Genomic DNA, 18614 nt, shown 5'->3' on the forward strand with positions numbered 1-18614 from the left:
TTATTTTAAATTTTCTTTAATTTCTGACATCAATTGAATACCACCTTTACTCAAAATTTCTTGTGCGAGATGAAATCCTAATTTTTTCCATTCCGAAACGGCTACGGTTTTAGTAACTTCTAATTTTTGTTTTCCGTCTATCGATAATAAAACACCTGTAAAATCAATTACATCTTCTTTATCGTTATAAGTGGCAATGGCTCCAATTGGTGCTGTACAACCTCCTTCTAACGTTCTTAGAAATTGACGTTCTATGTACGTACAAATTTCGGTTTCTATATGATTTAATTGCGAAACGGCATCTAAAGAAAAGAAATCATCTGCATTACACACCACAACCATAGCCCCTTGAGCGGGTGCTGGAATCATCCAATCTAAAATAATTGCCTTTTCTGGTTTTAAGTGGATGCGCTCCAAACCGGCTTCCGCAAAAATAGCACCGCCCCAATTTGAATCCGCTACTTTTTGCAGGCGCGTATTTACATTACCCCTGATATCTACTATTTTATGACTTGGATATTTGTGTAACCAACTTGCTTTTCTTCGCAAGCTACTACTCGCAATTGTAGCGTTTTCTTCGTTTAAGAAATCTAAATTTTCATTATAAACCAAAATATCAAATGCTGAAGCTCTTTCCAAAACGGCACCTTGTACAATACCATTAGGCAAAAGTGTTGGCACGTCTTTCATGGAATGAACTGCAATGTCAATTTTACCTTGAATCATTGCTACATCTAGCGTTTTTGTAAAAATTCCGGTAATTCCTAATTCGTATAATGGTTTGTCTAAAACGATATCTCCATCGGATTTTACTGCGATAATTTCTGTTTTGTAGCCCAAATCGTTCAACTGTTTTTCAACTGATTTGGCTTGCCAAAGTGCTAATTCGCTATCGCGTGTTCCTATTCGTATGGTTTTACTCACTATTATATATTTTAAAACATCAACAAAATTAACGTTTTTGGTTTTCTATTTGAAAAACTTTATTAATCCACTCTACACTTTCGTCCACAACGGTGTTGTCATCTTTTAAATGATTGGCAAAATGACTGGTTATTTTTTGAATTAATTTCGCGGTAACAATTTCGGTATATTCTTCATTGAAATCGGCATTTTTCTTTTTTAAATGATTGATTTCAGATTCTTTGATGGCGTTTAATTTGGCCTTTAGAGCATGAATGGTGGGCGCATATTTTCTGCCTTTTGACCAAGTTAAAAATTCACTTAAAACTTCACTAATAATTACTTCGGCAGCCGGTATAAATAGTTTTCTGTTTTCTAAAGTTTCATCGGTAATTTCCGACAAATAATCCATGTGAACTAACGTAACTAAGGGATTTTGTTTTACATTTTCGTTGACATTTTTAGGTATAGATAAATCTAAAATCAACAAAGGTTTTTTTAGATTTAAAATGTCTAAATCCACTGTAGGATTTTGAGCGCCAGTAGCCACAACCACTACATCTGCCTTTTGTAATTCTATTTGTAAATCGGAATAATCTTTAACAACAAGATTGAGTTTTTTGGCTAATTTTTCGGCCTTGTCTTTTGTTCTATTGATCAGCGTAATTTGATCGTGTTTAGAATGTTTAACCAAATTCTCGCAAGTATTTCTTCCGATTTTTCCAGTTCCGAAAAGTAAAATATTCTTATTGGAAATTTCTTCAACATTTTTAAAAATATATTGAACTGCCGCAAAAGAAACGGAAGTAGCACCACTTGAAATTTCGGTTTCATTTTTAACTTTTTTACTTGCTTGAATCACCGAATTTACCAATCGCTCTAAATACGCATTGGCTAAATTGTGTTTTTTACTTTCTACAAAAGCATTTTTAAGCTGGGAAATAATTTCAAAATCTCCTAAAATTTGACTATCCAAGCCCGTTCCAACTCTAAACATGTGGTTTAAAGCTTCCTTTTGTTTGTATACGTAGGCGTATTTTTGAAATTCTTCAACCGTTCCTAAACTGTTTTCGCACAATAAATGAATCAATTGAAAAGGATGCTGTGCAAAACCGTAAATTTCAGTTCTGTTGCAAGTGGAAGTAACAATTAAACTTTCAATCCCGTTTGTTTTCGCCTGTTCCAATAGGGTTGCTTTGGAAGTATCGTCTAAACTAAATTTACCTCTAATTTTGGCATCCGCTTTTTTGTAGCTAAGTCCGATGGCATAGAAAGTAGTTTGTTTTGCAGGTGAATGATTGTCCATAAATTGCTTTATCTCTTAAAGATGCACAAAATTATTGTTTCCTGATACACAAAAACAACGCTAAAAGTACTTTTTATATCGGAATTCGATTTTTTTAAATAAATTGCACTTATTTTGATATAAACTACTAACTTTGCAACAAATTCAGCACCAAACAACCGATTTGTTTAGATTAATTATAAATAACAAGCTGTTTTTTGGTTAAACAATTCATAAAAAAATAACGCTATGAGTTCATTTGAAGAAATTAAAATTGACACCGATTTTACTTTATTACGATTTCAAAACGATTCTGATAGCACAGAAACGTTAGAAAAACAAGTAGGTTTTGGTTTAATTCAATTCCATTTTAATGTAAAAGGAAAAGGGAAATTTATTTTTAACAATAATTCGTATATTTTAGATTTAAATGAAGAAAAAGCACTTTTGCTATACAATCCGCAAAAAGAATTGCCGCTTCATTTAGAAATTGCTCCGAAAAGTTGGATCATTTCCATTCTTATTTCAATTAAAAAATTCCATACTTTATTTTCATCTGATTCGGAAATGATTCCTTTTTTGAGTAAAGATAATTTAGAAAAAAAATATTATACTGAAGAAAGTATTAGTCCGTCAATGGCTATTGTTTTGAATCAGATTTTTCATTACAACCAAAATTCTTCAATTAAAACCTTGTATTTAAAAGGAAAAAGTTACGAATTATTGAGTCTGTTTTTTAACACCAATGAAGATCCAAATGCAGAACATTGTCCGTTTTTATCCGACGAAGAAAATGTTTTAAAAATTAAAAAAGCTAAGGAAATCATTATAAAAAACATGGCAGAACCGCCTGGTTTACAAGAATTAGCTGATGAAGTGGGTATTTCATTAAAAAAATTAAAAGCAGGTTTTAAAGAAATTTATGGAGACACCGTTTTTAATTTTTTATTTGATTATAAAATGGAATTCGCAAGAAAACTACTAGATACCGGATCCTATAATGTAAACGAAGTAGGTTTGAAAATTGGCTACAGCACTTCTAGCCATTTTATTGCTGCTTTTAAAAAGAAATTTGGTACCACGCCAAAAAAATACCTATTAAACTTAAACGTTAATTTATAACATAACAACACAATGAAAGGAGTATTATTAGTAAATCTTGGTTCGCCAGAAAGCCCTACTGCTAAAGATGTAAAACCCTATTTAGATGAGTTTTTAATGGATAAATACGTAATAGACGTTCCGTTTTTATTACGTGCTTTATTGGTTAGAGGCATAATTTTACAAACAAGACCAAAAAAATCTGCGGAAGCGTATGCTCGTATTTGGACTGAAGAAGGGTCGCCATTAATTGTAATTTCAAAAAAAATGCATGAAAAAGTGAAAGGTTTGGTTGACATTCCGGTCGCTTTAGCCATGCGTTATGGAACCATTACTATTTTAAAAGGGTTGCAAGAATTACACGACAAAGGCGTAACGGAAGTGATGCTTTTTCCATTATATCCGCAACACGCTATGGCTTCAACCACAACTATTTTAGTGTTGGCAGAGGAACTTCGCGCCAAGCATTTTCCGAATATGAAATTTACTACGGTTCCTGCGTTTTATAACAAACCTGGTTATATTGAAGCCTTATCCAATTCGATAAAAAAGCATTTAGAAGGTTTTGAATACGATCATTTATTGTTTTCATATCATGGTATTCCAAAGCGTCATATTCGTAAAACAGACATTACAAAATCGCATTGTAAAATGGATAGAACTTGTTGCAATACGCCTTCGCCAGCGCATGAATTTTGTTATAGCCATCAATGTTATGAAACGACCAAACAAGTAGTAAAAGCATTAGGTATTCCGGAAGGAAAATACAGCCAAACCTTTCAATCTCGTTTAGCAGGTGACAAATGGTTAACGCCTTACACTGATGTAGAAGTAAATAAAATGCCTAAAAAAGGTATTAAGAAATTGGCTGTTGTAACGCCTGCTTTTGTGGCCGATTGTTTAGAAACTTTAGAGGAAATTGCAATGGAAGCCAATGAAGAATTTAAACATCACGGCGGGGAAGAATTTATGGCCATACCGTGTATGAATGACGAAGATGAATGGTGTGGTGTAGTAGCCAAATGGATTGAGGAATTTAAGAGTAGTAATTAGTAAAAAGTGATTAGTAAATAGTTTATTTTATGTATGAATACCTAAAATCTTTACATTTAATCTTTGTAATTACTTGGTTTGCTGGGTTGTTTTACATTGTACGTTTATTTGTTTATCAAATAGAAGCGAATGACAAACCTTCACCTGAAAAAGAAATTTTACAAAAGCAATACAAGATAATGACGTATCGTTTGTGGTACATAATTACATGGCCAAGTGCCATTTTAGCTACTATTTTTGCGCTTTCCTTATTACATATAAATCCCGCTTTTTTGGAAATGCCTTGGATGCAAGTCAAGTTAGGTTTTGTGGTTTTGTTGTTTATGTATCATTTTAAATGTCAGAAAATATATACCGAATTACAAAACAATCAGGTAAACTACAGTTCTAATTTTATGCGATTATGGAATGAAGGTGCTACTATCATTTTGTTTGCCGTAGTTTTTTTAGTAATTTTAAAAAATGCTATCAATTGGATTTATGGTGTTATTGGAATTATTTTATTTTCCGTAATTATTATGCTAGGTTTTAAATTCTATAAAAGAATAAGAGATAAAAAAAGTGATTAAATTTTTAAAAATACATACACTTTCCTTACGAAAAAGAATATTTTTGTCGATGTTGTTTCTAATAACATTTTCAACGATATTGATTACAGTTGTTTCGTTAATTCACTTCAGATATGAAGCTAAAGAATACCATAAAGAACGTTTGTCTCGAAAAGAAAATGCCATAAAAGAACATATAGAATACATTTTACAAACTACAAAATACCCTCTTACAAGCGAAAACGTAAGAAATATATTTAGATCTAGAATTCATGAATTATCAGATATTCATAGTTTAGAAATAAACTTTTTTGATTTAAATGGAAAACTAATACTTTCTTCAAATACTAATTTAAATAAGAACAAACCGAAAATTCAAGCAGAAATTTTAAAAAATTTAAAAAATTCTTCTGAAAAACGAATTGTTATTACAAAAGCCAAAGAAAACGAAACATACATAAAATCATCATATAGTTATATTAAAGATACCGATTTTAAAAATCTTGCCATAATAAATATTCCCTATGAAGAAAATAGCGATTTTTATAATCAAGAAGCGGAAAATTTCTTGACAAGATATATACAAGTTTTTGGAATAATGTTTATTATTTCTATATTAATTTCTTATTTATTATCCAGTACAATTACCAAATCGATTTCTCAAATATCAGAAAAATTAGGGATTACACAATTAAATGAGCGCAACCAAAAACTAAAACTTCAGCCAGGAAATCAAGAAATTAATGGGCTAATTTTAGCCTATAACAATATGGTGGACACCTTAGAGGAAAGTGCGCAAAAACTAGCCCAAAGTGAACGAGAACATGCCTGGCGAGAAATGGCAAAACAAGTAGCGCATGAAATTAAAAACCCACTGACACCAATGCGTCTAACTATTCAAAGTTTTCAAAGAAAATTTGATATAAACGATCCAAAAATAAGTCAGAAAATTCATGATTTTTCAGAAACACTTATACAACAAATCGATACCATGAGCACTGTGGCTAGTGCCTTTTCGAATTTTGCAAATATGCCAACACAACAAAATGAACAGTTAAACCTTGTTCAGGTTTGTAAAACGGCCATAGAAATTTTTAATGAAGATTACATTATTTTTAAGACTTCAGAAAATGAAATTTACACATTTTTTGACAGAACACAATTGACAAGAATAGTTACAAATTTGGTGAAAAATGCCATTCAATCCATACCTGAAAACCAAGAAATTAAATCGGTTGTGGTTGAAATTTTAAAAGAAGATACCAATTTTGTTTTAAAGATTTCAGATAATGGAATTGGAATTTCAACTGAAAACGCAGCTTATATTTTCGAACCAAAATTTACCACTAAAAATTCAGGAATGGGATTGGGATTGGCTATTATTAAAAAAATTATAGAAAATTATAACGGAAGCATTACTTTTGAATCCGAAGAAAAAAAAGGAACGCAATTTACAGTAAAATTACCTATAAAAATATAAAAATGGAAACTATATTAATTGAAAAACAAGACAATTTCGCGATTGTTACTATTAACAGACCTACAAAATTAAATGCTTTAAACAAAGCTACAATTGAAGAATTGCATACCGCATTTAGTAATTTAAATAACGATAGTAGTACCAAAGTTATTATTTTAACTGGAAGTGGTGAAAAAGCGTTTGTAGCTGGAGCAGATATTTCTGAATTTGCTCATTTTTCTGCTTCCGAAGGAGAACAATTGGCCGCAAAAGGACAAGAGTTATTATTTGATTTTGTACAAAATTTACAAACTCCAGTTATAGCTGCAGTAAACGGTTTTGCTCTTGGTGGTGGATTAGAATTGGCCATGAGCTGTCATTTCAGAATTGCCTCAACTAATGCGAAAATGGGATTGCCAGAAGTCACTTTAGGTGTCATTCCAGGATATGGAGGCACACAACGATTGACGCAATTAATTGGAAAAGGTAGAGCCATGGAATTGATTATGACAGCCAATATGATTGATGCTGAAACGGCAAAATCATATGGGTTAGTAAATCATGTGGTGTCGCAAGAGGAGTTATTAGATTTGGCGAAAGCCTTGGCTACAAAAATTAGTCAAAATTCTAGTGTAGCTATTGCAAAAGCTATAGAAGCTATAAATGCCAACTTTGAAGACGGAGTAAATGGATTTCATGTTGAAATAAAAAACTTCGGGGCTAGTTTTGCTACTGAAGATTTTAAAGAAGGCACCACTGCATTTTTAGAAAAAAGAAAAGCAATTTTTGTTGGGAAATAAAACAATTCTAAATTTATTTTAATAAAAAAATCCCGAGCAATGCTCGGGATTTTTACTTGTATAGAAAATTGAATTATTTTTTCTTTTTTCCACCTTTTTCTGCTTTTGCAGCTTCTTGAGCCGCTTTCATAGCAGCACGAGAAATTCTTACTTGACAAACAACCGTATTGTCTGGGTGTAAAATTTTGTAATTTTCAGCAGCTAATTTAGTAACGTATAATTTGTTACCCATTTCTAATTCAGAAATGTTTGCTTCTACGAAATCTGGTAAGTTTGCAGGTAAAGCTCTTACTTTAAGTTTACGTTGATTTAAACGTAAAACCCCTCCTAATAAAACCCCTGGAGATGTTCCAGTAATTTTAACAGGCACTTCCATAGTAATTTCTTTTGCTGCATCTAGATTATAGAAATCTACGTGTAAAATTTTGTCAGAAACTGGGTGAAATTGAATATCTTGTAAGATACCATCAAATTTCTTTCCACCTTCTAATTCAATTACTACAGTGTGCGCTTCTGGAGTGTAAACTAAACCTTTAAATGCTCTTTCTTCAGCACTAAAATGTACTGGATTTTCCCCTCCGTAAATAACGCAAGGAACCATTCCAGCATTACGTAAGGCTTTAGTAGCTACTTTGCCCACGCTTTCTCTTTGTGATCCTTTGATCGTAATTGATTTCATTTGAAATAAATTAAAATTAATAAAAAAAATTGGTTAGTAGTTTAAAGGAATGAACATCTTCAAACCCACTAACTTTACATTAAAAACTTCCCACTTATGGAAGTGTTATTCTGAACCATGCGCATTACTTCTGCAAATAATGGCGCACAACTCACTACTTTTATTTTCTTAGATTCTTTCTTTAACGGAATTGAATCTGTAACGATTAACTCTTCTAATTTTGAGTTTTCAATTTTTTCGTACGCCCCACCAGATAAAATGGCGTGTGTACAAATGGCTCTTACACTCAAAGCACCTTTTTCAATCATTACATCAGCTGCTTTAGCTAATGTTCCACCTGTATCAATCATGTCATCTACTAAAATAACATGTCTTCCTTTTACTTCACCAATCAATTCCATCGTATCAATTACATTGGCTACTTTTCTTTGTTTATAACAAATTACCACATCTGATTCTAAAAATTTAGAATACGCATACGCTCTTTTAGAACCGCCCATATCTGGAGATGCTATTGTTAAATTTTCTAAACCTAAGCTTCTTACATAAGGTAAAAAGATAGTGGAAGCAAACAGGTGATCTACTGGTTTTTCAAAGAAACCTTGAATTTGATCGGCATGTAAATCCATGGTCATAATTCGAGTAGCTCCTGCTGTTTCTAATAATTTTGCCACCAATTTTGCCCCTATCGGCACTCTTGGTTTGTCTTTTCTGTCTTGTCTTGCCCATCCAAAATAAGGAATTACAGCGGTTATATGTCTGGCAGATGCTCGTTTAGCAGCGTCAATCATTAATAACAATTCCATTAAATTATCTGCACTCGGAAATGTAGAACACACTAAAAATACACGAAGACCTCTAATAGATTCTTCAAAAGAGGGTTGAAATTCACCATCACTATATTTTGAGAATGTTACTTTACCTAGCGGCACACCATATTTACTGGCGATTTCTTCTGCTAGATACACACTTTGAGAACACGCAAATATTTTTGCTTCAGGCTCTTTGTATGACATTTTAATTTGTTGTTTAGTAGTTAGTTAGTTGTTGTCTTGTGCATTTTGGGTGCAAAGTTAGTAATTTAATTGAACTCTGAAAGTAAAATTTTAAGTATTTTTACAATGAAATTAGAAACTTTGGTTATATTTGCACTCACTTTAAAAAGCCGTAAAATAAAATATTACATTATTTATTGCTTTTAAATGCCCGGATGGCGGAATTGGTAGACGCGCACGACTCAAACTCGTGTTCCTTGGAGTGTGGGTTCGATTCCCACTCCGGGTACATAAACGGAAAGGCTGTCATTTTTGACAGCTTTTCCTTTTTTAGCACCTTCCAAACCCTTACTATTTCTGGTTAAAATCCTAATCCCCTAGTTTACTTCAGGGGTTAGACATATCTCATTCCAGAAAAGTAATTTTTCAATAAATAATTTTTCCCTAAATTATCACTTTTATAAAACATTTAGTCGACGTTTTCAAGAAGCATTATACCTGTTTCGATGTTCTCAGTAACCCAACATTTATTGTTGGAATTTAAATATAAAATGGTGAAGATTAATTAAAATGGTTTTGAATTATGAATATCAAAAATATTTTAGATAATATTTTTAGTATTCATAATTAAATCTACTAAAAAATGCATTTTTTACTTTATCTCTTTTATTAATTTTTAAAAAAATAAACTTTAATTTACCTTAACATTACCTTAACAACACATACAATGTTAAAAACGAAGATGTTATGTTTATTAGCAATAATCTACTTTATATAATGGTTTTGAAAAGTTTTTTTAAAATTTAAAACTGTATAGTTTTTATGTACGCAAACGTTTTCGGTTGTGTTGCTAATTATTTTAAATTTACATTTCAACTTTAAAATTATATTCAATGAAAAAATTTTTATTATTATTTTTCCTGATGACTATTTCATTAGGATATTCGCAGACCTTTCCTTTAGATTTTACAGATGGTACAGATGTGCTTACTGGATACGACGGGAACGCTTTTAGTATCATAACGGATGAAGGCAACGAGGTTGGTCAATTAGTTAGTGTAAACCAACCTTATGACACTTATCAGTTAACCTTAGCACAAACCTTAAATCTTTCTGATAATGGTAATAATACTATTACCTTTAGAATAAAGCCTATTGGAGATGCGGGTTTAACAACTAGAAACCATTTATTAAAGTTTGAACAAGGTACCGGAGGTGCAGCACAAACTCAGCTTGGATTTACTACAACGGGAAATGACTGGCAAACCATTACTTTAGATTTTGGTACAGGTTTAGGCAGTTATGCTAAATTTGTTTTATTTACAGATTTCAATAATAACCTAACGGGAACCTATTTAGTTGATGATTTTGCCGGAGGAACAAACAATATCCCAACTTGTAACGATGGTGTACAAAACGGAACAGAAACCGGTGTTGATTGTGGTGGGTCTTGTGGTCCATGTGCTGTTACAGCACCTCCTACTGCTGCTACTACACCTACAAAAGCCGCTGAAGATGTAATATCTGTATTTAGTGATGCTTATACCAATGTTGCTGGAACTAATTTCTATCCAAACTGGGGTCAATCTACTCAATATACTCAGTATAGTGCAGCAGGAAATCCAACAATAAAATATTCAAATTTAAATTACCAAGGAAATCAATTTGCCTCTGCAATTAATGCATCAAGTATGGAGTACTTGCATATTGATATTTGGACAACTAATTGTGCCTCTTTCCAAGTATTTTTAATTAGCCCAGGTCCTGTTGAACAAGCTGTAACTTTAACACCAACTTTTCTTGGATGGAATAGTTTTGATATTCCTTTAACATCTTATACTACACCTAACAAATCAAATATTATACAATTCAAGTATGTTGGTACAACTGGAAGTACAGTTTATTTAGACAATATTTATTTCTGGAAAGCTCCTGCTGGTACATTTACCTATTATGCAGATACAGATAATGATGGTTATGGTGCAGGGGCAGCAGTTTTATTGACAGCAGAAACAGCTCCAACAGGATATTCTGTAAACAATACAGATTGTAACGATTCTAGCGCAGCTATGAATCCTGGTGCTACAGAAATTGCTGATGGTTTAGACAATGACTGTGATGGTGCAATAGATGAAGGATTTCCTCCTAGTACAGCTGCACCAACTCCTCCTGCAAGAAATGCATGGGATGTAGTATCTCTATTTAGTGGTGCTTATGATAATGTAACATTAAATGAACTTCCTACATCATGGTCACAATTGGCAGTAGCGCCGTTTACGGTTGAAACTATTGCAGGAAATGCTACATGGAAATTTGGAGGTGAATTCTTGGGTATGGTTACTAATTATGGTAGTGGTATCAATTTATCTCAAATGACCACTATGCATATTGATTATTGGACTCCAGATAATAAAATTATGATAGCCAAGCTTGTGAACACCATTGATGGTGGAGAGGGACTTACTATTGTACAAGATCCAGTTGTAACGGGTACATGGAGAAGCGTAGATATTCCAATGTCTCAATTTGGGACATCATTAAATAAGTCTAAAATCACACAAATTTTATTAGACCCACAATTAGGTGGATCTACTGTATATGTTGATAACTTTTATTTTTACAGACCAGAATCATCTCAACCAGCTCCAACAATAACAAATTTTAGTATACCGTCAAAAAACATTGACGATGCTGCTTTTACTATTACACCTCCAACTAGTAATAGTCCTGGAAGTTTTACTTACACGTCTAGTAATACGGCTGTAGCTTCAATTAGCGGAGATGAAATTACAATTGAAGGAGGCGGAACAACCATAATCACAGCTACTCAAGCCGCTGCTGGCGGTTTTGGTCCTGGAACTATTACAGCTTCTTTTGTTGTTTCATTCCTTCCACCAGCAACTGCTGCGCCAACGCCAACAGTTCCTGCGGATAGAGTATTGTCTATTTTTAGTAATGCTTACACCAATGAAGGTGGTGCTTCTTACCCATATTGGGGACAACCTACAGGATATATAGCACCTGCTGTGGTTCAAATAGAAACAAACAATACGTTGAAACTTGATAATTTGACCTACCAAGGAGTTCAATTAGCAAGTACTATAGATGTTTCATCAATGACTACGTTACACGTTGACATTTGGACACCAAATTGTACTTCATTTGATTTCTTTTTAATTGACTCTGCTCCTGTTGGCGTTCCACCGGCAGAGCAAAAGGTTACCGTATCACTTACACAAAGTGGTTGGAATAGTATTGATATTCCAATGTCATCATATGACACACTTGCTTTAACTGCAGTTCAACAATTTAAGCTAGTTGGTACGCCAGCGGGTAGTATTGTTTATCTTGATAATATTTACTTTACTAAACCAACTCCTACTTCAGTAGCACCAACTACAACAGCTGTAGTTAACTATTGTAAAGGTGTAGTTGCATCGCCGTTAACGGCAAGTGGTTTTTCAGGAAATACTTTAAAATGGTACACAGGTACTACTAATGCAACTACAGGAATTACTACTTACGGTGCTTCTTCTTCTACAGCGCCAACACCTTCCACATCAACAACTGGGACAAAAAAATATCAAGTGTCTCAAGTGTTGTCAAATGGAAGTGAAAGCCCAAGAGCAACTATTACAGTTAATGTACTAGCATTGCCAACAGAAGTTTTAGGAACAATAACAAGTAATACTGAATCTACAGTAACTCCGGGAACTTACCTTGCTGCTACAACAGCAGTTGGAAAGTTTGTTGGAACGTCAAACACAGTAACTTATAGAGTTCCAGCATTTGTTGGTGCTGGTTTAACTTACTATTGGACAGTACCAACAGGAGTAAACATCGTTAGTCAAACAGAAAATACTGTAACGGTTAATTTCCTTAATGTTCCTTCGGGAATTGGAGCTGTTGGAGCTATAACTGTTCAAGCACAAAATGCTAATGGTTGTAGAACCGCTGCAAAATCTGTAGCTCTTACTAAAGTTTTACCTACAGCACCTAGTTCAATAAAAATGTATGATGATACATTACCAGTAAATGCTACTACTTTATTACCTGTAGCAGTTACTTCTTTTGGTAGATACATGGGAACTGATAGAGTATTAAGACTAGTTGCGACACCATCGCTTACAGCTACTTCTTATGTTTGGGAATTGCCAGAAGGCGTAAATCAATTATCTGGAGGTACTACAAATGAAATTACTGTTAATTTCTCAGGTGTTAATAGTGATAATACTCACACTTTAACTACCGCAACAGCTTTAACTAAAGTGTTAAGAATTGGAGTTAAATCAAGTAATGGTGTTGGTCAATCGACTACAAATAATGGATCAGCAATTGAACCTACAACAACTTCTACAGCTAGATTATTAACATTAAAAGCTACACTACCAAGTGCCGTTTCAGCTGTATCAGGTCAAATTTCAGGAATTTGTGGTGGTAGCACTTATAATTATACTATAACTCCTAATGCACTTGCAAGTTCATACATTATTACTGCTCCAACAGGATCAGTTGTTACTTCAGCTAGTAATTCATCAAATACATTAAATGTATTAGCAACAAGTGATTTAACGTTCTCTGTTACTTATCCTAATGGATTTGTTGGAAACACTACCCTGTCTCCTAAAACAGTTACAATAACTTCAGTAAATGGTGTTGGAAATAGTCTTACAAACAGAACACTTGTTATTGCATCAGCAATGTCTTCAGTAGGAACTGTTACAGGTTCTGCTGGTATTACATCATTTACAAGATGTGCTACTCAAACATTCACAATTCCTGCAGTTGTTGGAGCAACAAATTATGTTTGGACACCTGCGAACGGGGCTGTTATTGTTAGTGGTCAAGGAACTACAAGCGTTACAGTTGATTTTTCAGCAGTTTCAGGAACAGTGACTTCAACAAAATTGACGGTTGCTGCCAGAAATGTATGTAATGTTAGCAGCGCTATAAAATCAATTACGTTGTTAAGTACTGCTTGCCCCCCTGTAGCTGTTAAAATGGCCGCTCCTACAAGTTCAGTAGTTTCGATGTATCCAAATCCAGCTAGAGATAATTTTACATTAGAATTAACATCATCTCAAGTAGGTGAAATGTCAATGACAATATACAACATCAATGGTGTGGTAATTAGAACTAAAAATGTACAGTTAACAGAAGGTACTAATATTATTAATGAGGATGTTTCTTCATTAAGTAGTGGTATCTACTTTGTACAAATTTACAACACATCAAATAATGAAACTTTTGTTAAAAAATTAGTTAAAGAATAACTATATTGTTTTGTTAATTAAATGAAAGAGGTCTTTATGACCTCTTTCTTTTTTTTACTCCCTTTTTATTTTACACACTTTTTTTTCAAACGTCAAAATGACCCAAATAATCAACTCAATATCTTTGGTGATTTTAGAGTTGGAAATCATCGTTTTCGGGGAATATATATACCGTCTTTTTATAGCTATGTGATTTTCGGTGAAATCGTAATCAATGCAACAGAACGATATTTATAACCTGCTAGCTCCATTACAATATTTGATTAGGATGCAAAAGTAAGTTCTGATATTGTCTCACAATATTAATGGTTCAATAGCAACTTTGGCTTTGAATACTAAACAAACTTTCTTCTACTTTTTTCATAATTTTCAATTAATCAAGTCGTCCTGATTTTAGAGGAAATATACTCTTTAGTTTCAATAATTTCTTTTTTGAATCTTTTTAGGATTTAAAAAAATTTGAATAAATCCTTTATTTTATAGTTTATTTTGTTTTTATCATTACTTTTGTTCCTGATAATCAATTTACATTGTTATGAAAATAAAATTATTTTTGTTTTTTGTAATAGTATCATCAACTTGTTGCTTTGCCCAATTAAAAGTTAGCGCAGGTGGTCAAATTTATATTCAAATGCAGAAAATCTTTATTCTGCAAGTGATATTATAAATGAAGGTACTATTACTTTAGGTACTGGTAAGTTATTTGTTGCTGGAAATATTGACAATAATGGGACCTTAACTTTAAATGATGGTACCCTAAATGTAACAGGAAATAGCGCTACTCAAACATTTGATCTTGGCACTTCAGTTATAGTGAAAAGATTAGAACTTGATAAGACTGAAGGTACGGCAACCGTTAACTCAGGTTACTTAATTATTTCGGATGGTTTACTTGCTAATCAAGGAACTATTGATGGTGGTGGAAAATTAATTATGAGAAGTACCGCAAACAAGACTGCCATAGTGGAGCAATCGACTGGAGGAACTGTCAATAATATAGTTGTTGAACGATACATTCCATCAAAGCGTGCTTTTAGATTTTTGAGTTCGCCAGTAACAACTTCAACTTCAATTAAATACAATTGGCAAGAAAACCAAAATAATACAACAACTCCGTATGCTAATAATTTAAATACGTCCCCTGGATATGGTACTCATATTACGGGTTCAGTAACTGGCGCTAATGGTTTTGATGCGCAACAATCTGGTGCACCGTCAATGTTTAATTATAATAATAACACTCAAGCTTGGTCATCTATTACAAACACTGATGTTAATACACTTGTAGCTGGTGATCCATACAGAATTATGATTAGGGGAAGTCGTGCTGTAGATTTAAATAATAATGCGGCAACTCCTTCAGTAACAACTTTAAGAACTACAGGAACTTTAAAAATTGGTTCGTACACTAATTCTACATTAAGCCAAGTAACTGGTGGTTATAATTTTATAGGTAATCCATATCAATCTCCGGTGGATATGCGTGACGTATTAACAAATAGTACAAATTTAAATAGCAATTTTTATTATGTTTGGGATCCAAAAGTAGGAGGAGCAAACGGAAGAGGAGCTTATGTAACCTATACTTTTTTAAACGATGAAAATAATGTTGATGGTTCATATGTGAATCAATATTTACAACCTATGCAAGCTTGTTTTGTAACAACCGATTTAAACGGAGCGGCAAGTATATCATTTAATGAAAATAATAAATATACTGATGGAACCAACGAAAATGTATATAGAACTAATCATTCCCAATCTAACGCAAATTTAGGTTCTTTACGTCTTACTTTGTATGAAGGATCTAGTTTTAACCAACAGCCAACTTCTTTAGATGGTGCTCTTTTGTATTTTGGAACTACCAATTCAAATTCAGTTGATTCAAATGATGCAAAAAAATTAACTAATCTTGACGAAAATATTTCTGTGTTTGTTGATAATACAAAATTGAGTATAGCAAGTTTTCCATCACCACAAATTACTACAATTTACCCTTTAAACTTTACCTCATATCGTTATTCAAATTACACTTTAGTTGCAAAACTGAACAATTATAATGGGATAACACCCTATATACACGATAAATTCACTCAAACATTTACTGAAGTAAACCCAATTGTTAATTACAATTTTTCTGTTGATCTTGCTAATTCCGCTTCTACTGCCTACAATCGATTTGAAATTGTGTATAATACAGAAGTATTATACACTGATGATTTTAATGTTGATTCCGTTAATTTATTTCCTAATCCAACATCAAGTAATTATTTTAATTTACAATTGCCATTAGATGCTTCAAACTATACTATAAAAATGTACAATTCATTAGGGCAGTTACTCGATTTGGAACTAATTGCAACTGACACTAATGTAATAAATTGTAAAGTACCTTCAAGTTTAGCAACAGGGATTTACCAAATAGTAATTAGTAAGGACTCCAAAAATATCGTAAAAAAATGGATAAAAAATTAATTCTTAGAAAACATAAATTAATATGTTTTTTGTTTTTGTTCTTGTTCAATACAATAAATTTGTTCGGACAACCAGGTTTTGATGATGATGTAGAAGATGTGCCAATTAATAACTACATACCAATTATTATTATTTTTACAATTGTAATTGTTTATTTATTTTCAAAAAGAAAAAAAGTTAAAATAAACAGTTAAAATTTAATCATAAAATTAAGAATTAAACGGCTAAAATAAATTAGCCGTTTTTTATTGGCATATACTTTCAAATGTATTATTAATTTATTGTGAATGTTGCAATTTTACGATTTTTAATTTCCTTTCAAGCTTTAAAATCTTATCATTAAAACCATATCGATATAGAAATTCGTATTAAAAATAGTATTTTTGCATAAAATTAATACTCATGAGTTTCGAAAAAGAAATTGCCCGAAGAAGAACTTTTGGAATCATCTCGCATCCAGATGCTGGTAAAACTACCTTAACAGAAAAGTTACTTCTTTTTGGGGGTGCCATTCAAGAAGCGGGAGCCGTAAAAAGTAATAAAATAAAAAAAGGCGCTACATCTGATTTCATGGAAATTGAACGTCAGCGTGGAATTTCGGTTTCTACTTCCGTATTAGCATTCAATTACAAAGAAAAAAAAATAAATATTTTAGATACCCCTGGTCACAAGGATTTTGCGGAAGACACATTTAGAACGCTAACTGCTGTGGATAGCGTTATTGTTGTTGTTGACGTTGCAAAAGGCGTTGAAGAGCAAACAGAAAAATTGGTGGAAGTATGTAGAATGAGAAGCATTCCTATGATTGTTTTCATTAACAAACTGGATCGTGAAGGTAAAGACGCTTTTGACTTAATGGACGAAGTAGAACAAAAACTAGGTTTGCATGTAACGCCATTGAGTTTTCCAATTGGAATGGGTTACGATTTTCAAGGAATTTACAATATTTGGGAGAAAAATATTAATTTATTCGAAGGTGATAGTCGAAAAAATATTGAAGAAACCATTGCTTTTTCAGACATCCAAAGCCCTGAATTAGAAAAAATTATTGGTGAAAAACCAGCAAATAAGCTACGAGAAGAATTAGAACTTATTACAGAGGTATATCCTGCTTTTAATAGAGAAGAGTATTTATCAGGAAAATTACAACCTGTATTTTTTGGCTCAGCATTAAATAATTTCGGAGTTCGTGAATTACTAGATTGTTTTATTGCTATTGCTCCTACACCACGACCAAAAGAGTCTGACACCAGATTAGTGAAACCGGATGAAAAAAAATTAAGCGGTTTTGTATTTAAAATTCATGCCAATATGGATCCTAAACATCGCGATAGATTGGCATTTATAAAAATTGTGTCGGGAACTTTCGAAAGAAACAAACCTTACCTTCATGTTCGACAAGGAAAAAACATGAAATTTAGTAGTCCAAATGCATTTTTTGCCGAGAAAAAAGAAATTGTTGACATCTCCTATCCAGGTGATATTGTAGGTTTACACGATACTGGAAATTTTAAAATTGGCGACACCCTTACTGAAGGTGAAACCATGAATTTTAAAGGAATTCCCAGTTTTTCTCCAGAACACTTTAGATATATAAATAATGCCGACCCTTTAAAAGCGAAACAATTAGAAAAAGGTGTCGATCAATTAATGGATGAAGGTGTGGCGCAATTATTTACGATTGAAATGAATGGTAGAAAAGTAATTGGTACCGTAGGCGCGTTACAATATGAGGTAATTCAATACCGTTTAGAACACGAATACGGAGCAAAATGTACTTACGAAAACTTTCCTGCATACAAAGCGTGTTGGGTACTTCCAGACGATCCGAAAAACGAAGAATTTAAAGAATTTAAACGTGTGAAACAGAAGTTTTTAGGACACGATAAACATGGACAATTGGTTTTTCTGGCAGATAGTGAATTTTCAATTCAAATGACCCATCAAAAATACCCAAGTGTGAAATTATATTATACTTCAGATTATCATAAAAACGAAAATTAATATTTCTGTTGGTAACAATATGAATATTAATACCTATTT

The 18614-nt window shown here is 32.7% G+C and carries 12 protein-coding genes and 1 tRNA gene; 9 read left to right on the forward strand and 4 right to left on the reverse strand.

What is annotated here, in order from left to right; genetic code table 11:
- Complete coding sequence (gene hemC, locus ABWP60_RS01960) at nucleotides 1–927, reverse strand: hydroxymethylbilane synthase (protein WP_353147809.1); 927 nt, start codon at nucleotides 925–927, stop codon at nucleotides 1–3.
- Nucleotides 928–952: 25 nt separating this feature from the next.
- Entirely contained in the window at nucleotides 953–2209 is a 1257-nt protein-coding gene (gene hemA, locus ABWP60_RS01965; RefSeq protein ID WP_353147729.1) for a glutamyl-tRNA reductase, read from the reverse strand.
- Nucleotides 2210–2437: 228 nt separating this feature from the next.
- On the opposite strand from hemA, the gene ABWP60_RS01970 reads away from it, so the two are divergent.
- The 5 genes from ABWP60_RS01970 to ABWP60_RS01990 are packed head-to-tail and all read left to right on the forward strand — an operon-like array spanning nucleotide 2438 to nucleotide 7149.
- The gene (locus ABWP60_RS01970) at nucleotides 2438–3310 is read left to right on the forward strand and encodes a helix-turn-helix transcriptional regulator (protein WP_353147732.1); all 873 of its coding nucleotides are present in this window, start codon (nucleotides 2438–2440) and stop codon (nucleotides 3308–3310) included.
- 12 nt (nucleotides 3311–3322) lie between these two features.
- On the forward strand, nucleotides 3323–4342 hold the full coding sequence (hemH, locus tag ABWP60_RS01975) for a ferrochelatase (protein WP_353147734.1): 1020 nt from the start codon (nucleotides 3323–3325) through the stop codon (nucleotides 4340–4342).
- Between the two features lie 29 nt (nucleotides 4343–4371).
- Nucleotides 4372–4911 (forward strand): CopD family protein, encoded by a 540-nt coding sequence (locus ABWP60_RS01980; protein ID WP_353147736.1) that lies wholly within the window; start codon nucleotides 4372–4374, stop codon nucleotides 4909–4911.
- Nucleotides 4912–4960: 49 nt separating this feature from the next.
- The gene (locus ABWP60_RS01985; protein WP_353147738.1) at nucleotides 4961–6370 is read left to right on the forward strand and encodes a sensor histidine kinase; all 1410 of its coding nucleotides are present in this window, start codon (nucleotides 4961–4963) and stop codon (nucleotides 6368–6370) included.
- Nucleotides 6367–7149, forward strand: coding sequence for an enoyl-CoA hydratase/isomerase family protein (locus tag ABWP60_RS01990; RefSeq protein ID WP_353147812.1), 783 nt, complete (start codon nucleotides 6367–6369; stop codon nucleotides 7147–7149). The genes ABWP60_RS01985 and ABWP60_RS01990 overlap by 4 nt, the downstream gene beginning before the upstream one ends.
- A 73-nt stretch (nucleotides 7150–7222) precedes the next feature.
- Here the strand turns inward: ABWP60_RS01990 and ABWP60_RS01995 are convergent, their stop codons facing one another.
- On the reverse strand, nucleotides 7223–7828 hold the full coding sequence (locus tag ABWP60_RS01995; protein WP_353147741.1) for a 50S ribosomal protein L25/general stress protein Ctc: 606 nt from the start codon (nucleotides 7826–7828) through the stop codon (nucleotides 7223–7225).
- 74 nt (nucleotides 7829–7902) lie between these two features.
- A complete protein-coding gene (locus ABWP60_RS02000) occupies nucleotides 7903–8844 on the reverse strand; it encodes a ribose-phosphate pyrophosphokinase (RefSeq protein WP_353147744.1) in 942 nt (313 codons plus the stop codon).
- Between the two features lie 188 nt (nucleotides 8845–9032).
- On the opposite strand from ABWP60_RS02000, the gene ABWP60_RS02005 reads away from it, so the two are divergent.
- From ABWP60_RS02005 to ABWP60_RS02020, 4 genes are all read left to right on the forward strand, one after another.
- A tRNA-Leu gene (locus tag ABWP60_RS02005) sits at nucleotides 9033–9112 on the forward strand.
- A gap of 604 nt (nucleotides 9113–9716) precedes the next feature.
- Complete coding sequence (locus ABWP60_RS02010) at nucleotides 9717–14096, forward strand: PKD-like domain-containing protein (RefSeq protein ID WP_353147747.1); 4380 nt, start codon at nucleotides 9717–9719, stop codon at nucleotides 14094–14096.
- 813 nt (nucleotides 14097–14909) lie between these two features.
- Nucleotides 14910–16571, forward strand: coding sequence for a T9SS type A sorting domain-containing protein (locus tag ABWP60_RS02015; protein WP_353147750.1), 1662 nt, complete (start codon nucleotides 14910–14912; stop codon nucleotides 16569–16571).
- A 402-nt stretch (nucleotides 16572–16973) separates the two neighbouring features.
- On the forward strand, nucleotides 16974–18575 hold the full coding sequence (locus ABWP60_RS02020; protein WP_353147753.1) for a peptide chain release factor 3: 1602 nt from the start codon (nucleotides 16974–16976) through the stop codon (nucleotides 18573–18575).
- Nucleotides 18576–18614: the final 39 nt, after the last annotated feature.

This window comes from Flavobacterium sp., from assembly GCF_040402895.1.
Lineage (GTDB): Bacteria > Bacteroidota > Bacteroidia > Flavobacteriales > Flavobacteriaceae > Flavobacterium.